Genomic DNA, 23011 nt, shown 5'->3' with positions numbered 1-23011 from the left:
AATCCCCGCTTTCAAATAAAACTTCATTAAAATAAAAATCCCGATACATTCAATATGTATCGGGATTTTTTATTTTGATTAATTACTTCTTATGAAATTAGTAATTGAAATCTATTCTGTTGTCTTCAATTTTAGCATTAGCTTTCAATGCAGGAATTACTCTATTTGCATCTGAAGCGCTTTGTGCTTTTAATTTAGTCACATAAGCAGCATGGCTTTTCAAAACCGGTGCTTTTACTGTGCTCATATTTTTCACCACATAAACTCCAGTATTTCCTTCAATTGGAGCAGATAATTTGTTTGCTGCTAATGCAAATGCATTCCCAACTACTTTTGGCTCTTGACCCACACCAGGTAACATAGTGTTTTCCATAGTAAGAGCGGTAGCTTGTTGTACTGTTCCTCCTACTGCTTTTGCAATTGCTTCAAGAGAAGAACCTGACATTTTTGCTTTGATAAGTTCTGCTTTTTTCTTGTTTTTGAGAATTGGCTCCACATAAGGTCTAACTACTGAAACGGCTACTAAACCAGAATCGTCAATACTTTTCAGTTTTGCAATAACGTGACCTACATTAGCTACTTCAAATCTTTTTACAGCTCCTACTTTAACTCCATCTTCAAAAGCCCATCTTACAATTGTTCTTTGATTTCCTAATGTTCCAAAGTTCTCATCCATTCCTTTTATAGAAACAGCCGGAGCAACTTTAAGTGCCATGTCTTTTGCTACTTTATTAAAATCTTTATCAGCAGCATCCATTTCTAATTTAGTTGCCTGAGTAAATATTTTATCAGAAGTTGCTTCTGAAGCTTCAATTTTTTGCGCTACAGTCGCCAAACGAATTCCGTCTTGTTTGTCCGTAATTTTAATAATATGAAAACCAAAATCAGTTTCTACTAAACCAACTTTACCGATAGCACTATTAAAAACAAAATCATTAAAAGGCTTTACCATTTGGTTTTGACCAAAATAACCTAAATCACCACCTTGTTGTGCTGATGAATCATCCGAATTTGTGAAAGCCAACATCATGAAACTATCTGGATTAGCATTTACCTGTGCCAAAATACTTTCTGCTTTTGCTTTTGCTTGTTCTTTTGTTCTTTTTTCTTTTTGATTAGGAGTTTGTGTTCCTTCGTAACTAATTAAAATATGACTTGCTTTAGCATTAACTCCTGATTTCATTCCCATAGATTTTGAGATACAGTAGTATTTTCCAAACATGTAAGGTCCATAAACTGCACCTGGAGCTAGGTTAAATAATTTATCAGCATCTACAGCCGGCAAATCTTTCTTAGCGATATAAGTAGAATCATAAGGAACATCTGAATTTGAATTTACAAATTCTACAGTGTTTGTAGTAGTTCTAAACCCTGGCAATGTATCGTTTTTACCTGTAGCTTGGTTGTAAACCACACTTCCAGTTAACAACGCATTTATTTTTGTTTTAACTTCAGTTTCATCAGTAGCAGAAGCTTTGTCTTCGATCAAAACATATTCTACTTCACGAGACTCGTCAGCTTTGTATTTTTTTTCATTTTTCTTCATGAATTCAACAATCTCAGCATCAGTAATTTTTACTTCACTGTCTTTAATTGTAGAATATAAACCTGCAACGTAAGCAAAGTTTACTTTGTTTGCTTCCATTTCATATTTTAACTTTCCTTCGCTTTCAGTTGTGTAAACCGCTGCTTTAATCAAAGTATTATACATTTGGTATTTAGCATTCAAATCAGCATCCTTCTCTCTATCTTTCAAGAATTGAGCTTGTGCAGGATTTGCTTTGAAGTATTCTTTGAATTTTACAACATCAAAAACACCGGCAGCATTTAAAAACAATGGATTTCCCCCAATATTTTGATCCGCTTTCAAAACTTCCAATAAGTGTTTTTCACCAACTCTAAGTCCCAATTTATCAAATTCAGAAGTTAATAAGGCTATAGAAACTTCTTGTTCCCAAACTCTGTTTGCTGCTTCAGTTGACGTAATCCCTTGACCACTTTTTTCAACATTACTTACTTTAACTCTAAAATCTTCGAATGAAATATCTTTTCCATCAATGCTTCCTACATCTTTTGATGTACTGCTGAAACCACCGCTATTGAATATATCACCTATGATAAAAGCTAATAAACAAAACCCGATAACGAGTATCAGAAGAAGTGAACGTTGTCTAATTTTTTGTAAAACTGCCATTTTATTGTTGTTAATTTTTATATTCAGTTTGCGAAAATACAATTATCTAATTAATAATTATACTAGTAGCGTTTTATTTTGCAAGAAATTTTATTTTCCTAAAAAAAATCAGTCTTGTACGGTCATTTTTACTAATTCTATTTTCTTATTTGTGGCTTCTTCAATTATAAAATGATAATTGCCTATAGAAATCGCATCGCCTTTTTGAGGGATTTCTTTTGTAAAATCGACAATAAAACCGCCAAGTGTTCCGTAAGAATCATTTTCAGGAATAGCCAATTTATAGGTGTCGTTTAAGTATTCTACATCAAAACGAGTTGAAAAAACAAAAACTCTGTCCCCTAATTCTTTTTCTATCAATTCTTCGTCTGAATCGTGTTCGTCTTCAATTTCGCCAAAAAGCTCTTCTACAATATCTTCTATGGTAATAATTCCTGACGTTCCTCCGTACTCATCTAACACTACTGCGACACTTTTTCGCTTTTTAGTAAGCAAATTCATGGCGTCTTTTATGAATATTGTCTCCGGAACAAACTCAACCGAAATCACAATTTCCTTGATCTTATTTGGTTTTTTAAACAAATCAAACGAATGTACATAACCAATAATATCGTCCAGTGAATTTTGATACACCACAATCTTGGAATACCCAGTTTCTATGAATAATTCTTTGAGATTTTCAATTGAATCGAATACTTCAACTGCAATAATTTCCGTTCGGGGGCTCATTACATCTCTGGCTTTCACACCGGAAAACTCTAATGCATTTTGAAACATTAATATTTCAGAATCCACCATTTCATTATCCTCAACACTACTCATTTGTTCGGTAATGTAATTCCCAAGTTCTATTTTACTGAAATACAACTGAATATTATCCCCTTCCGTTTTGAAGAATTTCTTCAAAATAAAATCAGAAATCCCAATGAAAAAAGTAGAAATGAAATAGAAAAACTTATAAAAAAAATAAGCTGGAACAGCAAAAATCTTAATTAATGAGTTCGCATAAATTTGAAAAAAAACTTTAGGAAGAAACTCGGCAGTGATCAAAATCACTAGTGTCGAAACCAGAATTTGAAGCAGTAAACTGAACCAATCCGACAAATGATATCCTAAAGCCGCAAACCTGCGTAATAACAGTTCGCCCATAAAAAAACCATACACCACCATCGCTATAGTATTGCCAATAAGCATGGTTACTATAAAGTTAGTTGGTTTTTCAGTAAGCTTAGTAAGTATTTTTGAAACGAAATTATCTTGCTTTTTTTCAATTTCAAGATAAATTTTATTTGAAGAGACAAAGGCTATCTCCATTCCTGAAAAAAAAGCACTTAGTATTAGACACAATATGATAATACTAGCTTCCATTAATTAGGATTTTTTGTTTCGGTCATCAAATTTTTTGGCAAATTTTCTCCTAAAGAAAAACATAAAAATAGCCAATCCTGCAATCATAAAACTCAACCAAAACGTTCCTTCGGAATCATTTAATTTAGTGACACCGTCATAAATGAAATAAGCTCCAAAAACAAGGTAAACGTATTGTGTATATTTTAGGTAATTCATAATGTATTGTATTAATCGGCGGATTCTATTTCGCCAGTTATTTTTTGAGAATTAATCACTTTGAAATCTTTACTAAAATCGATTCCTTGTCCATTTGAAGTTCCTTTTGGATCTGATAACTTAAACTTTCTTTCTGTAAAGAACCATTCATTTTTTTGATCAAAATACAATTGCTCGGTTTCTAAAGTCTGACCATCTTCGGTGAAAATTTTTACTTTCCCTTGTAAATCGATAATGCTTGTGCCTTTATATGAAATAGCATAATTGGATTTGATAAATGTTTTCTTTGCTTTTTTATCAAATAAAGTTACATCGATTCCTTTTGGGAATTCCGTAAAAGGAAAATCAACACTGGAGTAATCCAACATTTTAGTACTTACAAGAATTGCCGTAATTCGCCCGGAATCAGTGTATTTCAAATTTACCATATCTGCGTCACTATTTGGGATAAATTCTGAAAAATTAATCTTCTGAATTTCCTTAAAATTACTTTCGCAACCAAAAAATAGTGTCACAGCAAAAACTGTGACAACTGATTTAAGATACTTTTTTTTGACTAAAGTCATACGCTGAACTTGACCAAGATATTTTGCACTTTTACCAATTCTTGTTATTAGTTGAATTTTCTTTTTTCAAACCATTTGTCATTAAGTGAAAAACTCACACTTAAGTTTGCATAGTTCTCCTGAACAAGGTTTGCTTTTGTAGTTCCTTTTTTCCCAAATTCGAAACCAAAATTCACATTTGAAAAACTACCCGTTACAGGAAGTCCCAAACCAAAAGTTAATCCCATATCATTTATCGATTCAGAGTTGATCACCAATCCCGTCTTTTCATATTTAATACCAGCTCTGTATACAATTCTTTTTGTGTAACTAGAAAACGAATTGTAATTAGGAATATAATATCCTCCTAAACTAACACTACCATATTTACCATAACCTACATTAGCTGCATCATTATACTCATTTGCCTGACCCGAAGTTTTACCATAAGAAACATTACCACCAAGAAGCCATTTTCTTGCCTCTCCAATACCTCCGCTTAACGATATTTTACTTGGCATTGTTATTATCGCCTCTGTTTTAACATCATCAAGAGCATCAACAACAGCCAAATCGAAATTTGAATTATAGATTACTGTCGAAATATTTCTAGTGTTTTTAGATGTCAAAGTACTTTCCAATGAATAAGTCAAACTACTGAAAACCGATATTTTTTTGTAAATCTTAGTTTGATACATCATTCCAAGATTAAAATTCACTCCTGATAAATCTGCTGAATTCAATTCGCGTGTCCCAATAGGAACTCCAGTAATGAATTCAAGGTTATTGCTTTCAATTTTTCCAAAGTTATAATTCACATCGGCACCAATGTTAAAATTTGGAGCGATTTTATATCCAACACCAAAAAAAGCTTTATTCAAACCACCTGTACCATTAAAACGTTTGTTGTTTTCTGTTCCACTGTCTGAAATAGATTCAATTTTATACCCAACAGAAGAATATGGAATCAATCCAAAACCAAAACCAAACTTACCCAAAGGCAAACCAACTGCTAGATAATCCAAAGTAGTTCTTGTCGCATTAGCTGATTCAGTATTGTTTTTTAAAGTTGTAGTCCCGTAAGTTCCTCCTAAAGTAAACGTAGTTAATTTAAGATTTGCGTAACTGGCTGGATTTTGTAAGTTCATGTGTATACTATCCTGCTCAACAGCCACTCCTGCCATAGAGCGGTTTTCAAGCGTTCCTTTGAACCTTACATCTCCTATTCCGTAAAAAGAATATGGAGAAGATGTTCCTTCTTGAGCAAAAGACACTAATGATAAAAGCAAACATGCGCTTATTATAATTTTTTTAATCATTTTTGATTTTATATTGAAATGTTTGATTCAAACTCTCCAGAAGAAAATTTGAATTGGCAAATATGGTATTTTTTAATCGTTTAGCCAAAAAATCTGTGTCGCCACCCGTTAAAATTATTATAAAATTTGAATACCTTGCTTTAAATTCATCGATAAAACCGTCAATCTCATAGACGAAACCGTTAACCACACCAGAATGAATCGATTCAGAAGTGGAGGTTCCAATGAAATCTTTTGGGCTTTCTAATGATAGCAAAGGTAGTTTTGCCGTAAAATTATGTAATGCTTCGTAGCGCAATCGCAATCCTGGCGAGATGGCTCCGCCCAAATAATTATTTTCCTCATCAATAAAATCATACGTAACACATGTTCCTGCGTCTATGACCAATCGATTCTGACTAGGAAACTGAAGTGTTGCTCCAGCTGCAAGTACCATTCGGTCAATTCCTAAAGTTTTAGGAGTCGCATAACAATTATGAAACGGAAAAGAATCTTCATGAGATAGAAAATGCACATTCAGTATGTTGTTATAGGCTAAAAAAGACTGTTTTTCGACATCTCCAACAGACGAAACGATCAAATCAGTTATTTTTTCGAATTTTTTTAAAATATTTTCAATATTTTTTTGAAGTTCTATTTTAGAAAAAACAAAAATTTCAAAAAGGGTAGCATCCTCAAAGACAGCCGCTTTAATTCTGGTATTTCCAACATCGATAACTAAAATCATAATTTGGTTTTTGATGTTGCGAAGGTACGAATTGATTTTTTTTAAAAAATGTTTTGGATAAACTAAAAATCATTCTATATTTGCACCCGCAACAGCGAGGTACCTTAGCTCAGATGGTAGAGCAATGGACTGAAAATCCATGTGTCCCTGGTTCGATCCCTGGAGGTACCACAAAACCCGAATAGAAATATTCGGGTTTTTTGTTTAACATCATTTCTAAAGATCCATTATCTCTATATTCTTTATTCAAAATCCACAACTAAATATTATGTTGGCGAAAATCATAATATAGAATAGAGACTAATAAAACACAATCAACACACCTATTCTGGATCATTTACAAAAATCGCTAATGATTGGGGTTTAACCCTCCTTTTTAATTGTTCAAACAAAGAAGAGGCTATTTTTCTTGAAAGATATTCCCTGTCCAATGCACAAGAAAACATTTTCTCTTATCAATGGATTAAATTTGAATGGAGATGATTTAAAAATCGCCACTTATCCGGTAAAAATTCTTGAAAATACGGTCTTCGTAGGCTTTTTGGAATAATTATGTATCTTTGATTTTAAACATTTCAAATGACAACAACACCATTCCAGAACGCCAGCACATGGATTGATGCAGAAAATGCACAAGATCCAAATCACGAAATATACCAATCAATTTCTCATCCAAAAGAATTATTATATTCGAATCGAATGTATGAAAGACTGATGAATTTTCATCCAAATGCATCCGAAGCCGTTCAAATTGCATCCAAGGCACAACATATTTGCCGATGGAAAGTAGCCAGAGAATCCTACCCAATGGACCGCGTGGGTTATTTAAAATGGCGTGAAGATTTAAAAAAATTTCACGCTAAAACTACGGCTGTAATTTTAGAAAAAGCTGGATATTCAGAAGAATTTATTGCTAGGGTTTCGTTTCTTATAGAAAAAAAATTACTCAAAAAAGACACCGAAACTCAACTACTCGAAGATGTAATTTGCCTGGTATTTCTAGAATATTATTTAGACGCATTTGTTCACAAACATGACAGGGAAAAACTAAAAAATATCATTCTGAAAACTTGGAATAAAATGTCTGAAAAAGGACATCAGGAAGCCCTAAAAATAAACTTCAGCACTACAAATTTTCAATTGATAAAAGAGGCTTTAGGATTGTAATTCAATTTCTTCATGAAAAAAAAGCTACAACATCCATAGACTCCGTTTCATTCAAAAATTTAAGGAGACTGTATTTATTCGCCTTATTGACGATTGCCATTACCGTATTATTGAGCTAGCTCTTGATGCAATACAAACTATACAGTCAGCGAAGCGATTCACGAATAATCAACATTTCTGGAAAACAAAGAATGTTGAGTCAAAAATTGCCAAAGGAGATTTTAATTTTGAATTTCGTGACGGATACTTCCAAAAGCAAGCAGGAAATCATCCGAATCAATGAAATAATCTCGCTTTGGAAATTCAACTACAATCCTTTTGACAAAGAAAGAGAATACAAAAGAAGCATTGCCACTTTTGGGTCTATTGAAACTATTTTGAGTTTAAATCAATACAATGTCAAGGTAGAATTGCAATAAATTCCACAGATTCTAAAATATAAAAATGGGTAATTATTTCACAAAGCAAGATTGTAAAATAATTACCCATTACTACTATATAACCCGTTGGGTGTAATTCAATTTGATTAATTTTTTAACCACATAGAAACATAGATATTTAAATTTTGGAGGGTGTTTCACTTTTTTAGAGAAACCCATAGCTATGTGAACCCAAGACCCGAGCGATAGCGAACAGGCGAAGCAATTGGGCTATCCGACTCTTTTTCTATGTTTCTATGTGGTTCAATTTTTTTATTTAAGACTAATTGAAATTTTTATTAATTACACCCAACGCGTACTATATAGACTTTACTTATCAAGAAAGAAAGCCGAAGAACTTTACTAATTTCTACTCAAAGCACTGCTATCCACTCTTGAAGGTGTATCTTTTCCGTTAATGATACTAGAAGAACTGATGGCAATGGCTTTAATGATTTGTGTCATGTTAACCATATCCAGCGTTTCTATTTCATCACTTACTTTGTGGTAATTAGGTTCGCTATCCATTTTAGACGTAGAAATCGTATGCGCAGGAACGCCCAGTTTTGCTAGAGTTGCATTATCGGAACGATAGAATAATTGTTGTTCCGGATAAGGATCCGGGTAAAATTTAAAAGCTGAACCTTCTAAATTCTTCTGAAGTATTTCTCCCATACTTGATTTTTCAAAACCAGTAATGTAAGCCGAATTTTTACCCCATTTCGATTCGGTTCCAATCATCTCCAAGTTAAACATAGCCATAACGTGATCCGGGTTTAATTGTTTCGAAAAATATTGAGAACCATAACCGCCTATTTCTTCGGCTACAAATGTGGTAAACAATATCGTACGCTCATTATTATTCAGTTTCTTGAAATATTTGGCTAACATGATTACGGCTGTAGTTCCCGCTGCATCATCATTGGCACCATTATAAATAGAATCCGTTGCATCATGTTGCTCCCCTTCTGCAGGCGAACCCACACCCAGATGGTCATAATGTCCTGAAAACACTACATATTCATTGGGTTTGCTTTTGCCTTTCAAAACGCCTACTACATTATTCAATGCTTTTTTTGTAACAGTATTGGTCCCTTCTATTGAAAACTGCGTCGCCTCAGTAGCACCAAAAACAAACACCACCGTATTTCCTCCAGGATTAGCGCTCATTTGCGTAATGTGTCTCACATTTGGGATTCGGGCTTTAAAAGAAGCATCCACAAGAACCAACAGGTTTTTAGCGCTCTGGTAATATTCGTAAAACTTCGGGCCAAATTTATCTCCGGCATTTATTTTCACCACCTGAACATCACTTTTTTCAGTCATTGCCATTTGCGGTTGGTAGGAAAAAGAAACCACATCCGCTTTATCTATCGCTTTACCATCGATTAAAACATTTAAAGAAACATTTTTAGACTCCGTCATGAAAAACTCCTGCTTAAAATCTTTCGCACCGTTAAATGTTTGCAGTCCTATTTTCTTAAATTGAGATTCAATAAAAGAGGAAGCCTTATCGATACCCGGAGTAAACGCTCTTCGGCCTTGCATATCATCCGCCGAAAGCACTTTCTCTATCTTGGTAACGTCTTTTGTTTTGATAATTTTATTGATGTTCTGCCCCTGCAACATACAAGCCGAGCAAAGTACAACGGCACTTAAAACAATTTTTTTCATAAAGTATAGCGTTTAATGACAATAGATTCTACAGTAAGAGTACAGTATTGAAATTGTGTTACAGTAAAACTACTAAAAAGGTTTGGACCTATTTATAATTTGGAGCAGAATGATTGCTGTTTTCAAGAACGAAACCTCCTGCTGTGCGCTATATCTTGCAATCCCGTCCCGATGTTTCGGGATCGGGGTTACTAGGATGCCGCTACCATCAGGGCTAGGAATCACGAACTATTTTCATAATACCTTTTTCACAATCTGGTTATTGCGAGGAACGAAGTAAACAAAAGCTAGCGAGAGCTTCCCGCTCGTGCACACAATCACATTTCTCTTCTCTCTGTTTACTTCAGTAATTATGTTTCAATTAGTTTTAAAAATATAAATCCTTTACGGGCACGAGCGAGACGCTCGCGCTAGCAGGTGGATTAAGACTAAACTTTACAAATACAAGACAATCTTTAAATTAATCACTAAATCCCCAATTTCTTAAAACCACTGTTTGCGGTAGTTATTCTTATGTTTTTAGCTTGTTTTCGTTCTTCTCCATTTACAACTTCAATTAAAGGAACAAAAGTCACTAATGCATCGGATAATTTATGGCTCAGGATTTCTAATTGAGGGATAAATTTAAATTTATGTCCCAAATATGTTGCTTGAGTTGCAATCTCTTCAATTATTACAAATCCTCTATCAATATTAACAGTTATAATTCTTCCATTTCTGAAATTTTCTGGAGAAACAAATTCTATAAGGTCAGTGATTCTGTCATTAAGATTATTTTTCCTTAAAACAGGTGAAGATTTAAACTCTAGTTCAATATTTTTAATTATTTTTCTAACTTCAGAGACATTTTGTTTTGTTAAATAATATTCTCCTAGAAGAACTAGAGCTTCTAATTTGTATAAACTTTGTTTAAAGCTTATTGGACTTGAATTGCAAACCGTATATAAAGCTCTTATGGCATTTATATCTTTTTTTAATTTCAACAATAGTATTCCTCTTTTTAAATTTGATTTAGAAAGAGCATTAAATATTTTTGCGTCTTTTGCATTTGTGTCTAATGCTAATTTGCATTGACTATTTGCAAGTAAATATTTATTTTCTGATTCTTTATAATTTCTGTCTTTAAATAATGAATCTCCCCAACTTATATAATTTTCAGCAAGACTAGTCCTACAAATAACTTCATGTTTAATGGAATCAAAATTAGAATTTAAGGCACTTAATAATAATTTTTCTGCTTCATCATAAAAGCCTAACCAACATTTAGATTGACCATATGCATTTAGAATAATAGGGTCTTCAGGAGTAAGCGAATATGCAATTGCGTATTTTTTATGTGCTTCAGTATGTTTTGAACTTTTTCTATAAATATTCCCCCAAATTAAAAATATTTGTGGATCATTTGGATCGAGTCTAGAAGCTTTTTCCATTAAACTGTCTGCTTCAGTTAAATGACCTTCATATGCCTCCATTAGAGCCCAATTTCTGTATAATGGAGCAAAGTTAGATGCTACTTTTATTGCGCGTTTATATTCTTCAACAGCTAATTCATAATTTCCTGATTGGTATTTTTGAAATGCCGTTTGTGCAATAATGGTTGCAACTTTTTCTTCGTCTGATTTTGCTCCAAAATTATACAAACTATGTTTATACTCTTTTTTGGCCCTTTCGGTAGTTGTTATTGTGTTTTCTACTTGATTGATTCTGTTTTTAAGTTCTTCTCTAAGATTTAAATTTTTACTCAATTGAATTCGAGTAAACCCTTTAGTGAGAGGTAATAATGTATACTTCGTTGAAATCTCTTTTTTTTCATTTTGATATTGTTCAGGAATTACTAGTGAAACTAATATAAGTTCTTCTATTGCATCTTCAAATTGATTTTCTTCTAATTCAACTACATATTGCAGAATACTAGCAGTCGGAGTATCATTTACTAAACTAAGTGTGAACATTATTTTTTGCGAATTCACATCTAGAGTACCAAAAATTTGTTCATAACAAAACTTAGATATATCGCTCTCATTAGAATGAATAGAATTAATTATTTTATTAATATCCTTTCCTCTAGCTACTTGACCAACAACCCATTTAATAGCAAGTGGGTAAAATGATACTTTAGAAACATAATTTTTTATTGTTTCATCAGGTAATGAAATTAAACTAGATAGTTGCTTGTCTTTAGATAGCTGCCTAAATAAATATACAGCTTCTTTTGCTTTTAATTCTCTTAATTCGTGCCTTCTTTCTAACTGTCCTAAACCTTTTCTTGATGTTATTAAAAATTTTATTTTTATGGAAGCATCCAGTATAAAATTTATTATTCGTTGATCAGTAATTGTTTCAAGATTATCAATAACAATTAGCATTTTATCCGTTAAATCAATTATATAATTAACCAACTTCTCTTTTTCTTGAATTTCATCTTCGATTATTTCATTCGAAAAACCAAAAACTTCAATAATAGTATCTAATAATTCGTCGTAACTTTTTAAAGAGGGTTCTATATCTTCAATTCCTAAGTCTGAAAGTTTATTATCTTTTGCACTCAACCAAATTATTGCATCAAAATTTTTATTTTCAGGTTTTTCAGTCATGTCCTGAATTACTTTTAATGCAAGAGATGTTTTACCTACTCCACCAGAGCCAGTTATTGTAATTACCGGGAATTTTTCACTTTGTAAATATTGAATTATTTTTTTTCTATCTTCTTCTCTTCCGACAAATCCACCTTCATATTCGTAATCTGGAACAGGTAAATTATTTAATATTCCATTTCTATCAAGAATATCTTCTATAAAATCTGTTGGAATTTTTATAATTATTGAACTTGGATCAGTTTTAATTTTATTAAGTACAATATTAAATTCTTTTAGATTTATTGCAATAGAAATCAATCCAGTTAACTCAATAAGTTTGTCTAAATCTACACTGGTAAAATAGCCTTTAATATGTGCTATCTTACATCTTAAAGTGTATAATTCATTCATTATTTCACAAAACTCATTTTTATTTAAAGCATTATTAATTATTTCTGAAAAATGATTTTTATAAATTGATATTTCTTTAAGGTCAGGAAAATCAATGTTTTCAAAAAAATCTGTGCTGTTTTCAAAAGGTATATTATTATTTCTATTGATAGCTTTTTCGTATATACCTAGTGGTATGTTTTCATATATATTTTCATATTTTAAAACAAGTGCGTTTTCAAGAAAGTATCTGAAATTTTCTTCAAATCTTGAAATAATAGTATAACCTGCATCTCTTCTATTGTTAATTATCATTTTCTAATATTTTCTGTTTTAAAACTAATTAATATTTTTAATATCATGTAAATCAGTTGTTTATAAACTTGTTTTTTTATCTTAATTCATTTTTTTCACCTCATTATCTTAAGAAATAAGTGCATGATTATAAGTAAATTACCTCCAACTAGTATATACGATTGAAATCATCAGACATTACTTATTTCAAATGTACTATTTAATCACCGAAAAATCTGATAAATCAGCTTTGATAATTAACTTATTTTCAAAGATAATTCCTTCTTACATGTAAACTTTACGGAAAACCACATTCACGGTTTTTTACACAAATGTCCTAGCCTCGGTAGTAGTGAAAACCCCATGCAGGTGGGAAACCACTATTTCTGGTGGTGGCAGAGCGACCGAAGAAAGCTCCTGCCAGCGCCTAGAAAAATGGTTGGAGACCAAACAGGGGGTAACGAATAACAGACCCGAGTGAAACGAACAGACGAAGTAAAAAGCTCCTAAAAAACTTTGTAGAAAATTAACCGCCAATAGCAATCATGCGGCGGTTGTATTGATGCAAAGTGGGATTGTTTACATCCTCGATAATAGTCATTCCTGCGCGTACTTTCTTTTTGTTTTTAATAGCAAAAGCAATCAAGTTTTATCGCTTCGCCATTCCGGAATGGCGTCAGTAGATCTGTTTCGGAGTTGGAGAACAGACAGTTTTTTAATTTGCCATTGGCCGTAAGGCGAATTCTGTTGCAATGCAAGAACAGCAGTGATTTCAATAGTTGCACTTGCAACTGAAGTATATTTATTTTCGAAAGCAAGGGCATAGATAGTATTTGTGTCTGTTTTTGAAAACTCAAACTTCTGTTGTTCGTTATTGAGCATATTATTAACCAATAATTCCACATCACAGCGTTATTACGACAACCGAAAGATAGTATTGCAAACAAAACGATTTGAAAACACATTTAACATTCTAACCAATGACTTTATTTAAAAAGCCTAAAATTTACCAAACACATACATTTTTTTCAATAAAAATGCACCTTTCATAAATTTAAAACATTTTTTTTATATAATTCTCTTTTGCATAGTTGCTAAATTACTATATTTATGCAAAATTTATATATATGGAGCTTTTAACGTGTCCGAAATGCCAAAACAACCACATTATAAAAAGTGGCATAATCAACAGCAAACAAAGGTATTTATGTAAAAAATGTAACTATTTTTTTACGGTAAATAAAATAGGCAAAAAGATCGATGATTACTATGTAACCAAAGCATTGCAACTCTACCTTGAAGGGTTGAGTTTTCGTGAAATTGAGCGAATTATTGGGGTTTCCCACGTCACCGTAAGCAACTGGGTAAAGACCTTCAACATAAAAAAACCCTCTCACGCCAACTACCATCCTACCTATAAGATTTTTAGCCACTTAGAACTGGTAGAATATTTAAAAAACAAACAATTACTGTCCGGAGCAGGTATGATAATAACAGAACTTGGAGATAAGTTTATGCTTATAAAATGGGAAAGATTTAAAGATTAACTATATACATTTACACATAAATATATCTAAATTTTTTTTCAGAATAAAATAATAGAATTTGGCACTTTATTAACCAACCATTTAACAACCAAACTTTTATTTATGAAAAAAATATTTTTTATAGCGGCAGTACTCTTATTGTCCCTAAAAGGTTTTTCTCAAGGCTCCACCGATTATGGCGCTGGACTGAAATTTAATTTGAACGAAGATGGCTCTAAATTCATGCGTGTAATTGCATGGAACCAAATTTGGATGCGCTCTGCTCAAATGAATCCTGGAACCATGATAGGTGGCGAAGCAACTTCGACCGCAACAGACATTGGTAACCGACGTTTGCGCTTTCTCGCCTACGCACAAGTATCAAAAAGATACATGATTGTAACCCATTTTGGGATTAATAACCAAACTTTCATCAATGGTGGAGCGGCAGGGACCTCTGGAACGGGTGGATATGGAGCCGGCAAAAAACCTGGTTTATTTTTCCATGATGCTTGGAACGAATATGCGGTTGTATTACCTCAAAAAGAGAAAAAATTCAGCATGTCATTAGGTGCTGGATTGCATTATTACATGGGATTATCCCGCTTAACGATGGCTTCTACACTTAACTTCTTAACTATTGATGCGCCTATTTTTAACTGGCCATTAATTGAAAACTCAGATCAATTTGCGAGACAAGTGGGGTTATTTGCAAAAGGAAAATATGGTAAATTAGAGTACCGTTTGAGCTATAATAAACCATATGCTACAAACCTAGTTCCTACCAATGTAACGACTGCTGAAAATGCTGTAGCCGTTGATAATAGCGGAATGACAAAATGGTCAAAAGCAGGTTATTTTGAATATCAGTTTCTAGAGCAAGAAGCAAACGTACTGCCTTTTAAAGTGGGGAGTTATTTAGGAACCAAAAAAGTATTCAATGTAGGTGCTGGTTTTTACACCGCTCCTGACGCGACAAGATCATCTGTAAACGGAACTGTCAACAAGCATGATATCAAACTTTTTTCAGCTGATGTGTTCCTTGATTTACCAGTAGGAAAAAAAGAAAATAAAATGGCTTTAACGGGATATAGTGTACTGTATGATTATGATTTTGGACCCAATTATTTGCGTAATGTTGGTATCATGAACATTGGATCAGTAGATCCTAATTTCGCAGGAAGCAGAGCAATTGCAGGAGCTGGAAATGCACAACCTACTATAGGTTCCGGAAACATATGGTACACACAAGCCGGAATATTATTGCCTAACAAAGAGGCGAAACCTAAAGTTCGTATTCAGCCATTTGGAGCTGTTACTTATAAAAAATTTGATGCTTTAGAACAATCAAGCACTCAATTTGATGTAGGATCTAACTTTTTCCTAGACGGACATCATGCAAAAATAACAGCACAATATTCTACTAGACCTGTTTATACCGCTCCAACAACTCGTTCTGGATCATTGGGAGACTTCATAGTACAAATACAAATCTATCTATAAACCAATTTTAAAAAATATAAATTTATGAGTACAAAATCAACAAAAGGAATTTGGAAAGTCATTTCCGCCTCCTCAATGGGTACAATGATCGAATGGTATGATTTCTACATCTTTGGAAGTTTAGCCGTTGTTATTTCAACTAAATTTTTCCCTTCAGATAATCCTACAGCAGCTTTCTTGTCAACCTTGGCAACATTCGCGGCAGGATTCGTAGTTCGTCCTTTCGGAGCTCTTTTCTTTGGTAGATTAGGAGATTTAATTGGAAGAAAATACACATTCATGGTCACTTTACTTTTGATGGGTGGTGCAACATTCTTAATAGGATGTATCCCGAGTTATGAAACTATTGGGTTTATGGCTCCTTTGTTAGTATTAATTCTTCGTTTGCTTCAAGGTCTTGCTTTGGGTGGTGAATATGGCGGAGCCGCAACCTATGTGGCTGAGCATGCGCCAGTGGGACAAAGAGGATATTGGACTTCTTGGATTCAGACTACCGCAACAGTTGGTTTGTTCATCTCTTTAATGGTAATTCTTGCTACAAGAAATATCTTAACACCAGAACAATTTGATGAATGGGGATGGAGAGTTCCGTTTTGGTTATCCATAGTTATGGTTGGAGTTTCGTATTTGATTCGTAAAAACATGGATGAATCACCTGTTTTCGCCAAAGCGAAAAGCGAAGGAAAAACAAGTACAAATCCTTTGAAAGAAAGTTTTGGAAATCGTTACAATATGAAATTTGTATTATTGGCTTTATTTGGAGCTACAATGGGACAAGGTGTTGTTTGGTACACTGGTCAGTTTTATGCAATGAATTTCATGAAAACAGTAATGGCCATTGACTCCTCTCAAGTGGATACTTTATTAGGAATTGCTTTAATTATTGGAACCCCATTTTTCGTGTTTTTTGGTTGGTTAAGTGATAAAGTAGGTAGAAAATACATTATGATGGGCGGAATGTTATTGGCTATCTTATTATACAGACCAATCTACAAACAAATGTACGAAACCACATCGGTGAAAAACAAAACCGAAATAGTCGAAAAAACTACGGTACTTGCTGAATTGAAAGAAAATAAAAAGCAAACCATGGATTCTATCTATACCACTAACAAAGAGTATGTGGATGGAACTACTTTTCAAGAAATAAAAACCGTACATTTAGAAAACGGAGCAGTAATAGTTGTGGATGGTAAACCAAAAGTGGATACCAAAACCACAATTAAAATTAACTCTAGTGACAATTGGGCTTTGATATTTCTAGTATTTGTTCAAGTAATATTTGTAACGATGGTTTATGGACCTATTGCAGCATTCTTGGTTGAAATGTTCCCGGTAAAAATTAGATACACATCAATGTCATTGCCATATCACGTAGGAAATGGAATTTTTGGAGGGTTACTTCCTGCTATTTCAACCTATTTTGTGACCAATGCAAAAGACTTAGGCCATCCGGAGTTTTACCTGGAAGGACTTTGGTATCCAATTGTTATTGCTGCAGTCAGTTTTGTAGTTGGAATGGTTTACATTAAAAATAAAGACAAAAACGCTCACGTATAAAAAACACAGCTATGAATCAAATAAAAAGAATTTTAGGATTAGTTTGGATTGCTTGTGCTGCTGCTGCAGCGTATTTTTGCATCTTCACTTTTGGATTGCCAAAATTTATGTCAGGAAAACAAGAGGATCTAGTATTCGGGATTATCATCCTTTTTATACTTACACCATTAATCGTTTTAGGATTAGGAACCTTTGGGTATTTTTCCTTAATGGGTGATTATGATGAAAAAGACAGTTAACCAAACCATTACCAAAATAGACAGTCTCTGCATGTAATTGCAGAGGTTGTTTATTTTTTTTAAACATAACGATTCAACAACAGAATCTTTAAAAAGCGAAAGCAATACCGCTGAAAAGCAAACTGCATCTTCTTATGAAAAAGAGACATGAACAAAAGTTGGTTATACTTTCAATGCTAATGTTATTAGCTTTGAACGTGCCACTCTTGCTGTTATTTGACAGTTCGCAACCACTTTTTGGATTCCCAATTATCTACATTTATATCTTCTCGGCTTGGCTGTTTTCAATCGCCATATCGTACCTAATTATAAAAAGATATTATGAATAGCATTGGACTCTTATTAATATTGGTGCTTTATTTGTCGATTCTTTTTTACATTGCCTATTGGTCCGAAAAAAGAAGCCATTCTAAATGGACAAATAATCCCTACATTTATTCCTTTTCATTAGCCGTATATTGTACAGCGTGGACCTATTACGGAAGTATTGGTGTTGCTGCAGAATCTGGCTTGAGTTATTTACCCATTTATTTAGGCCCCATATTAATTATCCCAACGTGGATGATTATTCTTAAGAAAATTATCCGAATTTCGAGAGTAAATAAAATTTCCAGCATTGCAGATTTTATTTCTTTACGATACGGAAACAGTAGATTTCTGGGAGCATTGGTTACCATAGTTTGTATATCTGGAATTTTACCCTACATTTCCTTACAACTAAAATCGATATCAGATACTTTTCATATTGTTACAAAAACACAAGCAAGTTCAAATATTTTTACTGATACAACAACCTACGTATGTCTTGCTCTAGCCCTTTTTGCCTCTTACTATGGAACTAAATATGTTGATGCATCTGAGAAAAGACGCGGAATAGTAACTGCCGTAGCCATGGAATCTATTCTGAAGTTAGTTTTCTTTTTGATCGTGGGGATTTATGTTACCTATTTTGTTTTTGACGGTTTTGATGATATTTATCAAAAAGCGGCTGTCCTCAAGGATTTTGACAAAAAAAATACCATTGGTGGCATTACAAACGGAATCAACTGGTTCTTCCTTTGTATTCTATCCATGTTTGCTATTTTCCTTTTGCCAAGACAATTCCACACGGCGATTGTCGAGAACAATAAAGAAAGTCACATCCGAACAGCCATTTGGCTTTTTCCATTGTACCTGCTACTTTTCAATCTTTTTGTTTTTCCAATAGCTTGGGGCGGCAACATTCTTTTTGAAGGCAAAGGACATAATTCTGATACGTATTCCTTATTGATTCCACAGTTTTTTGACAATAATGTATTGACAGTGATGGTTTTTCTGGGTGGATTTTCTGCAGCGATTTCAATGATTATCGTTTCGTCTATATCTCTAGCCACTATGTTAAGTAACAACTTATTGATTCCGTATGGCTTTATAGGTTCCTTAGAAAATTCGTCGCAAGAAAAAAACAACAAACGCATCGTAAACAGTCGTAAAATCGGAATTTTTTCTCTAATTATTTTGGCCTATGCCATCTACAGATTATTTATTCTAGACTATTCACTGGTTTCAATAGGCTTAGTAGCATTTGTAGTCATTGCCCAATTAGGGCCCTCCTTTTTTGGCGCTATCTTTTGGCGACGAGGCTCAAAAAATGGTGCTATCACAGGAATCATTCTCGGATTTGCTGTTTGTTTTTATACCTTACTAATTCCGTATGCAACCGGAATGACTAATTCAGTCAGTCTTTTTGTTACCGAAGGACCTTGGGGCATTTCCCTCTTAAAGCCATTTCAACTTTTTGGATTGGATTATTTAGAGCCTATTCCACATGCTGTTTTTTGGAGCTTATTGATTAACATCATGAGTTATGCTGCAGTATCGGTGAGTTTCAAAGGAAATTACAGAGAACGTAATTATGCCGAAATGTTTGTGGATATTGACAAATACATCACCAATCACGAAAACGCTTTTGTGTGGAAAGGAACTGCTTACATCTCTGATATTCAAAAAGTGTTGCAGCGCTTTCTTGGCGAAGACCGAACAAAACGAGCTTTGACTATTTTCAATTTAAAATACAACATCGATAAAAATATAACGACTGCCGATGCCCGATTTATAAAGTTTGCCGAGAATTTATTGACAGGACATATTGGTACGGCTTCCGCCAAAATATTAATATCGAGTGTGGTCAAAGAAGACAAAATCAGTTTGCCCGAAGTATTGCGAATTTTGGAGGAATCCAAAGAAAACATCATCATCAACAAGAAGTTGACGGACACTTCGAATGAATTAAAAAAAATATCAGAACAACTCAAAAATGCCAATCAGGAACTCGTCAACAAAGACATCCAAAAAGATGAATTTCTAGATACTGTTACCCATGAATTGAGAACACCAATAACCGCCATTCGTGCAGCGAGCGAAATCCTTCACGATGATGACGACATTCCGGAGGAGTTGAGAAAGCAGTTTTTGCAAAACATCATATCGGAGTCCGATCGTTTGAATCGTTTAATTGATAAAATTCTGGATTTAGAAAAATTTGAAACTGGAAAACAAAAAATTTATTTATCTAAAAACAACATTACAAAAACCATTAAAAACACCTTAGAATCCTTAAATCAATTAATTAAAAACAAAAAAATAAGCATTGAATTTGATGATTCAAACAAGTTAATAAGAGCTTTTTATGACGAAGAACGAATTGTTCAGGTGATTCATAATTTGTTGTCTAATGCCATAAAATTTTGTTCAGAAACAAATGGAAAAATAGCTATTTCGATACTTGAAAATGAAACCAATATAGAAGTAAAAATTCACAATAATGGTAAAATCATAAAAGAAGAAGATGCCGAAGCGATTTTTGATAAATTCTATCAATCCAGAAACCAGAATATCAAGAAACCAGTAGGAAGCGGCTTAGGATTAGCCATTTGCAAACAAATTATAGAACACCATAAAGGAAGCATTTGGAGTGAAAACAATGTAACTGACGGAGCCACTTTCATCTTTACATTACCCAATTATAATACAACAGAAAATAGTTGAAAATGAAGAAGATTTTAATTGTAGATGACGAGCCAAATATTGTAATGGCTCTGGAATATACTTTCAAAAAGAACAATTTTGAAGTTTTTATAGCACGCGACGGCCAAGAGGCTTTAGATATTTTAGAAGTACAACTTCCAGATGTGATTATTCTGGATGTGATGATGCCCATGGTCGATGGTTTTGCCACATTGGAACAAATAAAAAAAGACGAACGATTGCGGCATTGCAAAGTCATTTTCCTTTCGGCAAAAAACAAAGAAAAACACATTGAAAAAGGACTTTCACTAGGTGCAAATTTATATGTAGTCAAGCCTTTTTCAGTCAAAAAATTAGTAGAACAAGTACAGGATTTAATTCAATAAAGAACAAATTCAACACCATGAAATACGAAGAAATTTATACCCGAAGCATCGACCAACCAGAAGCATTTTGGGCAGCACAGGCCGATGAAATTGAATGGTACAACAAACCGGAAACTATTTTGTCGAAAGATGAAAATGGATATCCGCTTTGGTACAAAGATGGCGAATTGAACATTTGTTATCTCGCATTAGACAAACATATTCAAGACGGATATGGCGATCAAACCGCCTTTATTTATGATTCTCCAGTAACACAAACTATAAAAAAATACACCTATTCAGAAGTAAAAACCGAAGTCGCAAAACTCGCGGGAGGGATGCAATCATTGGGATTAAAGAAAGGCGACACCGCAATAATTTATATGCCCATGATTCCTCAAACTGCATTTGCCATGTTGGCTTGCGCGAGAATTGGAGTGATTCATTCAGTTGTTTTTGGAGGTTTTGCACCACATGAATTGGCCATCAGAATCGACGATTGCAAACCCAGAGCAATCATAACAGCATCATCCGGGATTGAAATAGACCGGTTAATTGCTTACAAACCTTTGGTTGATGAAGCCATTGAACTTGCTTCGCACCGACCAAAAAAAGTAATCGTTTTTAATAGAAAATTAGGCGCTAGAATTCCGTTTAAGAAGTATGATGTGGATTACGACGCATTAGTTTACGGCTCCGAAGAAACCCCTTGTGTTCCTTTGAACTCCAATCATCCACTGTATATTTTATACACCTCCGGCACTACGGGAAAACCGAAAGGAATTGTAAGAGATACCGGCGGGTATGCAGTAGCATTGAAATTTTCCATGAAATACATTTATAATGTAAAAGAAGATGAGACTTTTTGGGCAGCATCGGATATGGGTTGGGCAGTTGGGCACAGTTACATTCTTTACGGACCATTATTAAACCGAAATACAACTATAATTTTTGAAGGAAAACCAATAAAAACTCCTGATGCTAGTACGTTTTGGAGAATAATTTCGGAGCATAAAGTGGGTACCATGTTTACGGCTCCAACCGCCATTAGAGCCATCAAAAAAGAAGATCCCGACGGAGAATTCATCAAACAATATGATTTGAGCGCTCTTAAAAACCAATTTTTGGCGGGAGAACGCTGTGATAATGCCACACTAGAATGGTATCAACAGCACATTCCTATTCCCGTAATTGACCATTGGTGGCAAACAGAATCAGGCTGGCCAATGATTGCTAATTCTCTTGGTATTGAAAAAATGCCTGTGAAATCCGGTTCAGCAACAAAAGCAGTTTGTGGATATGACATTCGGATTTTTAATGAAAACGGCGACGAACTAAAAGCCAATGAAGAAGGCTTGGTTGTTGTAAAATTACCTTTACCTCCGGGAAATATGTTGGGTATTTGGGAAAACGAAGCACGTTTCAAAGCTGGATATTTCAGTAAATTTGACGGCTATTATTTGTCTGGCGATGGAGGTTATAAAGATGAAGACGGTTATATTTTCATCACCGGAAGAACGGATGACGTGATAAATGTAGCGGGACATCGATTGTCAACGGCTGAAATGGAAGAAGTTGTTGCTTCCCACCATTCCGTGGCTGAATGCGCCGTTATTGGAATTCAAGATGAGTTGAAAGGACAAATTCCTTTGGCTTTGGTGGTAACCAAATCAGGAGATGACATCGAACATTATCAATTGGAACAAGAAATCATTAAACTGGTTCGACACCAAATTGGGGCAGTTGCTTCATTGAGAAATGTAGTGATTGTACAGCGATTACCCAAAACGCGCTCGGGGAAAATCCTGCGAAAACTGATGCGCAGCATTACCGATGGCGAGGAATTCCAGATTCCTTCCACCATTGATGACGAATCCATTGTGGAAGAAATCGTTACCACATTAAAAAAGTATAAAATAGGCGTTTATAATATTTAATATT

17 protein-coding genes, 1 tRNA gene and 2 pseudogenes are annotated in these 23011 nt (G+C 33.9%); 11 read left to right on the top strand and 9 right to left on the bottom strand.

Annotated elements, in window-relative coordinates:
* Positions 1–97: 97 nt before the first annotated feature.
* The 6 genes from ACXX80_RS07105 to ACXX80_RS07080 all read right to left on the bottom strand — a co-directional run bounded on the left by ACXX80_RS07105 (position 98) and on the right by ACXX80_RS07080 (position 6351).
* Positions 98–2194, bottom strand: a complete 2097-nt coding sequence (locus tag ACXX80_RS07105) for a peptidylprolyl isomerase (protein ID WP_458552623.1) — start codon at positions 2192–2194, stop codon at positions 98–100.
* 108 nt (positions 2195–2302) lie between these two features.
* Positions 2303–3562, bottom strand: coding sequence for a hemolysin family protein (locus ACXX80_RS07100; protein WP_458552622.1), 1260 nt, complete (start codon positions 3560–3562; stop codon positions 2303–2305).
* Positions 3563–3565: 3 nt separating this feature from the next.
* A complete protein-coding gene (locus tag ACXX80_RS07095) occupies positions 3566–3760 on the bottom strand; it encodes a hypothetical protein (RefSeq protein ID WP_458552621.1) in 195 nt (64 codons plus the stop codon).
* 11 nt (positions 3761–3771) lie between these two features.
* Positions 3772–4326: an LPS export ABC transporter periplasmic protein LptC gene (gene lptC, locus ACXX80_RS07090; RefSeq protein WP_458552620.1), complete on the bottom strand. Its 555-nt coding sequence runs from the start codon at positions 4324–4326 to the stop codon at positions 3772–3774.
* A gap of 47 nt (positions 4327–4373) precedes the next feature.
* A complete protein-coding gene (bamG, locus tag ACXX80_RS07085; RefSeq protein WP_458552619.1) occupies positions 4374–5624 on the bottom strand; it encodes a BamG family beta-barrel-assembly machinery protein in 1251 nt (416 codons plus the stop codon).
* On the bottom strand, positions 5617–6351 hold the full coding sequence (locus tag ACXX80_RS07080; RefSeq protein WP_458552618.1) for a type III pantothenate kinase: 735 nt from the start codon (positions 6349–6351) through the stop codon (positions 5617–5619). The genes bamG and ACXX80_RS07080 overlap by 8 nt, the downstream gene beginning before the upstream one ends.
* 98 nt (positions 6352–6449) lie before the next feature.
* On the opposite strand from ACXX80_RS07080, the gene ACXX80_RS07075 reads away from it, so the two are divergent.
* The 4 genes and pseudogenes from ACXX80_RS07075 (at position 6450) to ACXX80_RS07060 (ending at position 7937) form a co-directional block, all read left to right on the top strand.
* Positions 6450–6522: transfer RNA gene (locus ACXX80_RS07075), tRNA-Phe, on the top strand.
* A 247-nt stretch (positions 6523–6769) separates the two neighbouring features.
* Positions 6770–6901: pseudogene (locus ACXX80_RS07070) on the top strand (Rieske (2Fe-2S) protein); the annotation flags it as partial.
* 29 nt (positions 6902–6930) lie between these two features.
* Positions 6931–7518: a DUF4202 domain-containing protein gene (locus ACXX80_RS07065; RefSeq protein WP_458552617.1), complete on the top strand. Its 588-nt coding sequence runs from the start codon at positions 6931–6933 to the stop codon at positions 7516–7518.
* A gap of 125 nt (positions 7519–7643) precedes the next feature.
* Positions 7644–7937 carry a type IV pili methyl-accepting chemotaxis transducer N-terminal domain-containing protein gene (locus ACXX80_RS07060; RefSeq protein ID WP_458552616.1) on the top strand — a complete coding sequence of 98 codons (294 nt, stop codon included), beginning with the start codon at positions 7644–7646 and terminating at the stop codon, positions 7935–7937.
* A gap of 363 nt (positions 7938–8300) precedes the next feature.
* On the opposite strand, the gene ACXX80_RS07055 is transcribed toward ACXX80_RS07060, so the two are convergent.
* The 3 genes and pseudogenes from ACXX80_RS07055 to ACXX80_RS07045 form a co-directional block, all read right to left on the bottom strand.
* The gene (locus tag ACXX80_RS07055; protein ID WP_458552615.1) at positions 8301–9611 is read right to left on the bottom strand and encodes a M28 family metallopeptidase; all 1311 of its coding nucleotides are present in this window, start codon (positions 9609–9611) and stop codon (positions 8301–8303) included.
* A 467-nt stretch (positions 9612–10078) separates the two neighbouring features.
* Positions 10079–12892, bottom strand: coding sequence for a tetratricopeptide repeat protein (locus ACXX80_RS07050; RefSeq protein WP_458552614.1), 2814 nt, complete (start codon positions 12890–12892; stop codon positions 10079–10081).
* Positions 12893–13397: 505 nt separating this feature from the next.
* Positions 13398–13623, bottom strand: a pseudogene (locus ACXX80_RS07045) (cyclic pyranopterin phosphate synthase MoaA); the annotation flags it as partial.
* 375 nt (positions 13624–13998) lie between these two features.
* Here ACXX80_RS07045 and ACXX80_RS07040 point away from each other — a divergent pair.
* The 7 genes from ACXX80_RS07040 to ACXX80_RS07010 all read left to right on the top strand — a co-directional run bounded on the left by ACXX80_RS07040 (position 13999) and on the right by ACXX80_RS07010 (position 23007).
* Positions 13999–14418, top strand: a complete 420-nt coding sequence (locus ACXX80_RS07040) for an IS1/IS1595 family N-terminal zinc-binding domain-containing protein (protein ID WP_315208593.1) — start codon at positions 13999–14001, stop codon at positions 14416–14418.
* Between the two features lie 102 nt (positions 14419–14520).
* On the top strand, positions 14521–15900 hold the full coding sequence (locus ACXX80_RS07035; protein WP_458552613.1) for a porin: 1380 nt from the start codon (positions 14521–14523) through the stop codon (positions 15898–15900).
* A gap of 24 nt (positions 15901–15924) precedes the next feature.
* Complete coding sequence (locus ACXX80_RS07030) at positions 15925–17460, top strand: MFS transporter (RefSeq protein ID WP_458552612.1); 1536 nt, start codon at positions 15925–15927, stop codon at positions 17458–17460.
* Between the two features lie 11 nt (positions 17461–17471).
* Complete coding sequence (locus ACXX80_RS07025) at positions 17472–17699, top strand: DUF6814 family protein (RefSeq protein WP_417981696.1); 228 nt, start codon at positions 17472–17474, stop codon at positions 17697–17699.
* 321 nt (positions 17700–18020) lie between these two features.
* Complete coding sequence (locus ACXX80_RS07020; RefSeq protein ID WP_458552611.1) at positions 18021–20726, top strand: ATP-binding protein; 2706 nt, start codon at positions 18021–18023, stop codon at positions 20724–20726.
* Between the two features lie 2 nt (positions 20727–20728).
* Positions 20729–21091, top strand: a complete 363-nt coding sequence (locus ACXX80_RS07015) for a response regulator transcription factor (RefSeq protein ID WP_315208579.1) — start codon at positions 20729–20731, stop codon at positions 21089–21091.
* 17 nt (positions 21092–21108) lie between these two features.
* The gene (locus tag ACXX80_RS07010; RefSeq protein WP_458552610.1) at positions 21109–23007 is read left to right on the top strand and encodes an acetate--CoA ligase; all 1899 of its coding nucleotides are present in this window, start codon (positions 21109–21111) and stop codon (positions 23005–23007) included.
* Positions 23008–23011: the final 4 nt, after the last annotated feature.

The sequence above is a fragment of the Flavobacterium sp. GNP002 genome (assembly GCF_054343795.1).
This window is presented reverse-complemented; position numbering and strand designations above follow the sequence as displayed.